Below are 6,844 nucleotides of genomic sequence, written 5' to 3'. Positions count from 1 at the left end.
TTGTTTTTGTTAAGTGTTTATTTTTCAACGATCTAAATATACAAAAACACTGTATTTTACCTTTCTATTTTTAGAACTATTTTTCGTTAGTTATTGACAGTCAAGTTGTTAATAATCGAACTCAGGTTATTAACAAATATGTGTTGGATTTTATTGCCATGAAAAACGATTATCTATTGATTTAGATGGAAAATATCATGGCGAACAAAATCAAAAAGATAAAGACAAAGAAAGAACAGCGTATTTAAATGGAGTTGGAATTCATGAAATTAGATTTTCCAACCATCAAGTAGTGAACGATTTCAAGGAAGTTGTATTGATAATTAAAGCTGAATTATAGTCACTCGAATTACGTATTAAGTGTGAATTATGAAATGATAATGCGGTGCATTGAGCGGAGTCGAAACGTGTGTGCGGTGGATGCTCACCTTTCGACATTTGGGAGTCCGTATGGAAGGGGCCTAATCTCTATACACATCTTGAATGAAAATTATTCAATCGAAATTTTCTCTTTACAAATAACTAACAACTTAGCGCAGCGGTCTCACAGCCGTAGGATGTAATCAACTCCCTCGCGCGCCCTTGCCCTAAAGGGTACTGCCGCACATATCTATCAAGGGATTGATTTTATACAATAAATGCAACGCAACTAAATCCTGACTTTAATAAATTAACGTCTTTCGAAGAACGGTAAGATGTGCGGTAGGCTCGCCCCTTTAGGGGTTTGGGGGTGAGCGTGGGCATTGGTAGACAATATGTTACATTATTTTAGAGATAGATGTTTTCGGAAAAATTCTAACAATCTAACTTTACGAATATATAGAATAAGACGAAAAAAGTAAGGTTGGAAAAAGATGCGCTGTATTGAGCTATGTCGAAATGTGTAAAGAGATTAGTTTAGCGGCTGGGGGTCTGCGCAGGCATTGATAATCAGGTTATAGTGTCTTGAAAAAGGCATTTTTAAACAAAATAAATACCAATACCTACTACCTATTATGATAAGGTTCATTTTTCAAAATTGTCATCCCTCTATATACCTGTTCGAGCAAAAGCGTCCGAATCATTTGATGTGAAAAAGTCATTTTTGAAAGTGAGATTTTAGCTGGAACTTCAGCATACACTTCAGTGCTGAAGCCAAAGGCACCACCAATGATAAAAACCAAACGTTTGGCACCGGTTCCCATTTCCTTTTGCAGATACTCAGCAAAATCTTCGCTGGTGTATTGCTTACCTTTTTCATCGAGAAGTACTGATCGGTCTCCCGGCAATAATTGTGAAAGGATCGCATCACCTTCGGCCTTTTTGCGTGCATCTGGCGAAAGCTTTTTCCATAGTTTTTGCTCGGGAATGATTGTGAGTTCCACAGGTAAATAATGCTTCAAACGATCGGTGTAAATATCAATAGATTCCTGAACATGAGAAACATCGGTACGTCCTACACAGCAAATGACAATTTTCATGGCTGAAAGATACAATCACAAAGTAAAATTGATGTCGTAATTTTCCTATATTTGATTTCGCTGGCTTGATATTTGCAAGCTATTCGCAAAAATTAAGAAATGAAGAAATTTTTTATCCTTGTTGTTTTTTCGCTTGTAACTCTTTTTTCTTACAGTCAAGTTTCTGAAAAACAAGGAATCACAAAGGCTATTCAAGAAGGAAATGCCAAGGCATTGGGTGGGTATTTTACCAAAACGGTAGATCTCACTGTTAAGGATGTGGAGGATGTTTACAGCAAGGAACAGGCCGAAGTGATTTTAACCCGCTTTTTTGATGAAAATAAAACCAAAACTTACACTGTAAAACACGAAGGCAAGTCTAAGCTTGATGATTACTACTACATCGGCGATTTGGTGACTTCCACAGGTACATACCGGCTTACCTTTTTCTTGAAAAAAGATGGAGAAGTCTTTCGAGTTAAGCAATTGCGCATCGAAAACGGAGAGTAGGAACGCTTCCGCACACGCTCGCGTCCCGCGAGGGTGGCTAACTCGGGCGTCTCGCCCGGATAAACGAATCCTTGTTTTAAAAAATTAAAGTTTGTAGACACCACAAACATTTTATAATGCCCGGCAAGATGCCGGAGTATGCGTCCCTCGCGAGACACGAGCGACTGCGCGTAGCACAAAGGCCAAGCTCAAATACAAAAAAATTGTATCAAGTAACTAAACCAAAAACCAATCACCAAGAACTAAAAACTAAAAACTAAACCCTCTTCCCAGTAAGCCGTTCAAAAATCTCAAATTGCTTCTCTATAAAAACCTTTCGATCAAACCGTTCCCGGCCTTCTAAAGCATTCTTAGAAAGGATCTCAATTTTCGGTTTATCGTCCTGAAGCTGCCGCATGGCTATTGCCAAAGCTTCAATACTCGTTTCGTCTATTACCACACCATCAATATTGTGGCGCACTACATCGCGGCAGCCACGGCTATTTACCGTAAGCACAGGCACACCCATGGCAAGCGATTCCATTAAGTTTACTGGAAGCCCTTCGCGTTCAGAGGGGAAAACATTTAAGTGAGATAGTTCGAGGTAGTCCTGTACATTTTCGCGCCACCCCACGCGTATAATCGACTTATCGGTTTTAAGTGCTTTTTCAAATTTTGGTTTGAGAGAAGTGGGGTGTATCCTATCTTTTTCGCCCACAAGAAGCAATTTAGATTTGGGATGTGTTTTTTTCGTTTCGAGAAAAGCTCGCACTACTTTATCAAATCCCTTAAAATTGGTTTGCCGGCCGATAAAAATATAGACGAAATCATCATCTTTGATTCCCAACTCTTTACGAATGGCTTCTACCTGACCGAGATTTACGTTTGAACGATCAAACCGTTCCAAATCACAGCCAATTCCAAATGATTCGAGCACTTTTACATTTGCACCTTTAGCACTTTTGGCAAGGTATTCCCGATCATCTTCGGTAAGCACATACACCTCATCAACGCGTGATGAACTATATTTTTCGGCTTGAGAAATGATGGCTTTTCGCCACCCACTAATCAGTGGTGACCCCAATCCGTGAATCGTTCCTGTAGAAACCGGCCATTTATCGTCTTTGCCGAGCATAGCCGTAAAAAGAGCCGCCGAAAAATGTATGTTCACAATATCGGGTTTGATTTCGTGAACCAGGCTTTGTACCTTTTTCGCGGCAGCGTAGTGCCTTAAAGGATCGAGCGCTCGTGGGAAATCTATATCATGCACTTCGCATTTTATCTCGCGCCTATATTCACTTATGCGGGCAATATGCTTGCGTGACGTGGCCAGGTGAACTTCGTGATTTCGTTTTGTAAGCGCGTCTATCAACCCTTCAAGAAAGGTGAAATAATTTGTGATTGACGGAATTACAAATAAAAGCTTCATGCCAGCTTGGATGCCAGTTTTGGTATAGAATTGACAAATATAAAATTAAATGGGTATTTAGCTTTTATAAGTGAGTGGCATTTGGTCAGCGAATTTTCTGCTTTATAAAAGACAGAGAATTAATTTTCACTTTATTTCAAAAAGAAAAGCTATTTGATAAGATTCTCAAACTCTGAAATATCCACTTTTAAGTCTTCGCGCATTATTTTTCGGAGAAGTCCTTTAGGTAAATCTTCATTTTTGTGAACGGGAATAGTTGTTATTCGCCCGTCAGAATGTTTCATTCTATAATGCGAACAAATTTTTCAAACCCGTTTTTAACTAAAGCTTTTACAAGGTCTGTTCCCGATATTAAGGGTAGTCCTGACATTATGACGCCAGAATTTGCACTTCTCTAAAGCCAACAAAATTATTTAGATTTTCAGGTCTCTCTTCCGCAAGGCACATTTCAATTACATCTTTAATATTGTCCATAGCTTCATTAACAGTTTTCGCATAACTGTGACAGCCTTTGAATACAGGGCAACTTACGATATAGACACCATCCTCATCGGTTTCTATTAAAACCGGAAGATGAAGTGTTTTCGATGTTTTCTTTGTGTCCATTATAAAATGATTTTTAGTCTAGTTTCAAACTACTTACGAAGATAAGCTTTTGTTCTGAATCTTAAATGGACAGTTTAAAATACTCTAAAACGTGGGATTAATGAAAGTGTGATCTTCAAAACTATTTAAATCAGATGTCTAAATCTGTATTCTGAAATCATCTTCTAAGTTTAAGCACCTCACCAGGCTTTACCTTATGACCTTTTGGCAAGTCAGAGAATTTTAAAATCTTCTTCTCTTTTACACCATAATGCTGCGAAATGGTATGAAGCGTTTCGCCTGTGGCCACTGTATGACTACTGTGTTGTTTGGATTTATTTCTCTTCGGCTGAATGTAGATTCGAGTGCCTTCGTCAATTTTTGAGCGTTTATCCAAATCGTTGTACCGCGAAATTTGCCATTTTCCCATATCCATTTCTTCAGCCAGCTGGGCTGGGGTTGTTGCAGATTCGGTTACGATATATTTAATCTTGTTATCGCTTACAAAAATGTTTTTCCCACGATCTATCGTGATTACAATGGCATCGCCTTCTTTGGTGGTTTTGCTCGCCGGCTTATTGGGTTTGCTGGGGTTGTAATTTTTGCTCAACCCTTGCTTGTCGTATTGGGTAAGGTTGTTCTCTTCGATAATGCGTATCAGCAAGTCGGGGTATTTTGGATTTGTAGCGTAACCTGCTTTTTTAAGACCCTTGGCCCAGGCTTCATAATCGGTTACTTTATAATCATATAAGAAAGCGTAACGGCTTCTTTTTAGAAACAGGCTGTGATCTTCAAAACTCTGGTGGGCAGTGTCGTATTTTCTAAAACATTCGTGTCGCTTGTCATCATCGTGATAAACTTTCTTCCCCGTCCAATCATGGCATTTAATCCCGAAGTGATTATTTCCTTTGCGTGCAAGTTCGCTATTTCCATCTCCACTCTCTAAAATGGCCTGAGCTAAAGTGATGCTTGCGGGGATTCCATGTTCGCGCATTTGCAAGATGGCTTCATCTTTCCAAAGGCTAATATACTCTGATCTGGATACCCGCTTTGGATCACCATTTCCCAGTGCGCTCTGAAACAGACCTGTTAGGGCAAAAAGTATAATTAATGTGGTTCTTAACATGTTATCAACAGCCTTAAAATCAGGGTGAATTGCTTCAACCCCCAAATTTATCAGTACATTCAGAGCAATAGAGGGTTTAAACGTATGTTTATTCACATTATTCTGTGAATTCAACAATTCTAATAAATAGAATGTCCCAGTTTCTCTTCCATTGCGGGTATTCCCTGTAGTCCACCACTGTGAATTAAAACCCATTTTTCGGGTTTTAGTCCGTTTAATTTTCCGGCGAGCTCGCTCATGGCAAAGGCTGTTTTTGCGGTGTAAACCGGATCGAGTTTTATACTGGTTTCTGAGGTGAAGGCACGCATGAATTCAATGAGTTCAGGTGTGATTTTTGCATATCCGCCAAAATGGTATGGCAAGAGCACGTGAATTTTCTCGCGTATAAAACGTTCTGTTTCTGCATCCTTATATACTTGCCTGATATTCTCTTCTAATTCTTTTAGCAAAAAGCCGCCTCCTTTTAATGCCGAGACGCCGTAAATTTCTGATTTGCCGCCATTGGCAATAGCCATACCGCTAAGTGTCGTTGCCGTACCGCAAGACACAAAAATGCGATCGACTTCCAGATCAATTTCTTTAATAATATCCATACAACCTTGCACCCCATAGTAATTTGCCCCTCCCTGAGGTACGAGATAAAATGAACCGTACAATTCTTTTAAACGATCTTTTGATTCCCAGTCTTGTAAGGTTTTGAAGTCGGTTCTGCTCACAAATTCCAGCTGCATCCCTTTTTCAGCGGCAAATTTCAAAGTGTGGTTATCTGGGTCGGCATCCTCGCCGCGGATTATTCCAATTGATTTTAATCCGTACAGTGCTGCCGCCGATGCTGTTGCCGCGATATGATTGCTGTGAGCCCCGCCAAACGTTAAGAGGGTATCGTGACCCTTGTGCTTGGCTTGTTCAATATTCAATTTTAATTTTCGCCATTTATTACCCGAAATTTCATCGTGAATCAAATCGTCGCGTTTAATGTAAAGCGTAATATTTCGCTTATTCAAACGTGAGTATTTAACTTCCTGTAAAGGTGACGGCGTATTAAAGTGGCTTTCTAACATGGCGCGAAGTTATAAACCTTCAGAAAAATGAAGGTGATATTATTCGAATACGTTCCTGTAATAGGGTTGTGGTTTTCCACAATTACTACCTTCGCAGCATGGCGAGGCTAAAATCGTATTTTAAACGTGGACTTTGCGAAGCGGGGTGCGACGAAGCGGGGAGGGGATGCCTCGCCGGGCCAGTAGTTGCTGCTGCCGTAATTTTGCCGAAAGGCTGGAACCACCCCTTGCTAAACGATTCAAAGCTAATTACCGAAAATAACAGGGATATTTTGCGTCAAGCTATTGAAAAGGATTTTGAACATTGGGCAGTGGGTTTTGTGAGTCAAACGGAAATAGACGAGATCAATATTCTGAATGCTGCTTTTCTGGCCATGCACCGCGCGCTCGATCAACTTGCCATAAAACCGGAGTTAATTCTCGTTGATGGAAATAGATTTAACCCTTACGGGGAAATAAAGCACGAATGTATTGTAAAAGGCGATAGTAAAATGCGCTCAATTGCCGCTGCTTCAGTGCTTGCCAAAACTTACCGCGATGCGTATATGGTAAATCTCCACACTGATTTTCCACATTACAACTGGTTGAAAAACAAGGGTTATCCTACTAAGGCTCACCGTGCGGCTATTATGGAACATGGCTCATGCAACCACCATAGAATGAGTTTTACTCTAATTAAAAAAGAAGCGCTACTTCAATAATTGCTGTACACACC

At 40.0% G+C, this 6,844-nt stretch carries 9 protein-coding genes; 3 read left to right on the top strand and 6 right to left on the bottom strand.

Annotation, left to right across the window (positions count from 1 at the left end; all coding sequences use genetic code 11):
* Positions 1-136 precede the first annotated feature (136 nt).
* Positions 137-340 carry a DUF559 domain-containing protein gene (locus tag G3O08_RS21870; protein WP_163285498.1) on the top strand — a complete coding sequence of 68 codons (204 nt, stop codon included), beginning with the start codon at positions 137-139 and terminating at the stop codon, positions 338-340.
* Between the two features lie 646 nt (positions 341-986).
* On the opposite strand, the gene rlmH is transcribed toward G3O08_RS21870, so the two are convergent.
* Entirely contained in the window at positions 987-1,460 is a 474-nt protein-coding gene (rlmH, locus tag G3O08_RS11375) for a 23S rRNA (pseudouridine(1915)-N(3))-methyltransferase RlmH (RefSeq protein WP_163285495.1), read from the bottom strand.
* Between the two features lie 99 nt (positions 1,461-1,559).
* On the opposite strand from rlmH, the gene G3O08_RS11370 reads away from it, so the two are divergent.
* The gene (locus G3O08_RS11370) at positions 1,560-1,949 is read left to right on the top strand and encodes a DUF4783 domain-containing protein (RefSeq protein ID WP_163285494.1); all 390 of its coding nucleotides are present in this window, start codon (positions 1,560-1,562) and stop codon (positions 1,947-1,949) included.
* Positions 1,950-2,205: 256 nt separating this feature from the next.
* Here G3O08_RS11370 and G3O08_RS11365 read toward each other — a convergent pair whose 3' ends face one another.
* The 5 genes from G3O08_RS11365 to G3O08_RS11345 all read right to left on the bottom strand — a co-directional run bounded on the left by G3O08_RS11365 (position 2,206) and on the right by G3O08_RS11345 (position 6,129).
* The gene (locus tag G3O08_RS11365) at positions 2,206-3,357 is read right to left on the bottom strand and encodes a glycosyltransferase (protein WP_163285493.1); all 1,152 of its coding nucleotides are present in this window, start codon (positions 3,355-3,357) and stop codon (positions 2,206-2,208) included.
* Between the two features lie 149 nt (positions 3,358-3,506).
* The gene (locus G3O08_RS11360) at positions 3,507-3,641 is read right to left on the bottom strand and encodes a type II toxin-antitoxin system HicA family toxin (RefSeq protein ID WP_163285492.1); all 135 of its coding nucleotides are present in this window, start codon (positions 3,639-3,641) and stop codon (positions 3,507-3,509) included.
* Between the two features lie 85 nt (positions 3,642-3,726).
* Entirely contained in the window at positions 3,727-3,963 is a 237-nt protein-coding gene (locus tag G3O08_RS11355) for a type II toxin-antitoxin system HicB family antitoxin (RefSeq protein ID WP_163285491.1), read from the bottom strand.
* A 157-nt stretch (positions 3,964-4,120) separates the two neighbouring features.
* Positions 4,121-5,263, bottom strand: coding sequence for a glucosaminidase domain-containing protein (locus G3O08_RS11350; protein WP_163285490.1), 1,143 nt, complete (start codon positions 5,261-5,263; stop codon positions 4,121-4,123).
* Positions 5,188-6,129 (bottom strand): 1-aminocyclopropane-1-carboxylate deaminase/D-cysteine desulfhydrase, encoded by a 942-nt coding sequence (locus G3O08_RS11345; protein ID WP_204336853.1) that lies wholly within the window; start codon positions 6,127-6,129, stop codon positions 5,188-5,190. Before G3O08_RS11345 ends, G3O08_RS11350 begins: the two co-directional genes overlap by 76 nt.
* Positions 6,130-6,227: 98 nt before the next feature.
* Here G3O08_RS11345 and G3O08_RS11340 point away from each other — a divergent pair, with 98 nt between their 5' ends.
* On the top strand, positions 6,228-6,830 hold the full coding sequence (locus tag G3O08_RS11340) for a ribonuclease HII (protein WP_163285488.1): 603 nt from the start codon (positions 6,228-6,230) through the stop codon (positions 6,828-6,830).
* Positions 6,831-6,844 lie beyond the last annotated feature (14 nt).

Source organism: Cryomorpha ignava (assembly GCF_010686655.1).
Classification (GTDB): domain Bacteria; phylum Bacteroidota; class Bacteroidia; order Flavobacteriales_D; family Cryomorphaceae; genus Cryomorpha; species Cryomorpha ignava.
Note: the sequence above shows the minus strand (reverse complement) of the source record. Positions and strands in the feature narration are given on the sequence as shown.

What these genes read in the sequence shown, in the direction of transcription:
- rlmH (WP_163285495.1), bottom strand. Translation starts at nt 1,460, where the DNA reads ATGAAAATTGTCATTTGCTGTGTAGGACGTACCGATGTTTCTCATGTT.
- G3O08_RS11370 (WP_163285494.1), top strand. Translation starts at nt 1,560, where the DNA reads ATGAAGAAATTTTTTATCCTTGTTGTTTTTTCGCTTGTAACTCTTTTT.
- G3O08_RS11365 (WP_163285493.1), bottom strand. Translation starts at nt 3,357, where the DNA reads ATGAAGCTTTTATTTGTAATTCCGTCAATCACAAATTATTTCACCTTT.
- G3O08_RS11360 (WP_163285492.1), bottom strand. Translation starts at nt 3,641, where the DNA reads ATGAAACATTCTGACGGGCGAATAACAACTATTCCCGTTCACAAAAAT.
- G3O08_RS11355 (WP_163285491.1), bottom strand. Translation starts at nt 3,963, where the DNA reads ATGGACACAAAGAAAACATCGAAAACACTTCATCTTCCGGTTTTAATA.
- G3O08_RS11350 (WP_163285490.1), bottom strand. Translation starts at nt 5,263, where the DNA reads ATGGGTTTTAATTCACAGTGGTGGACTACAGGGAATACCCGCAATGGA.
- G3O08_RS11345 (WP_204336853.1), bottom strand. Translation starts at nt 6,129, where the DNA reads ATGTTAGAAAGCCACTTTAATACGCCGTCACCTTTACAGGAAGTTAAA.
- G3O08_RS11340 (WP_163285488.1), top strand. Translation starts at nt 6,228, where the DNA reads ATGGCGAGGCTAAAATCGTATTTTAAACGTGGACTTTGCGAAGCGGGG.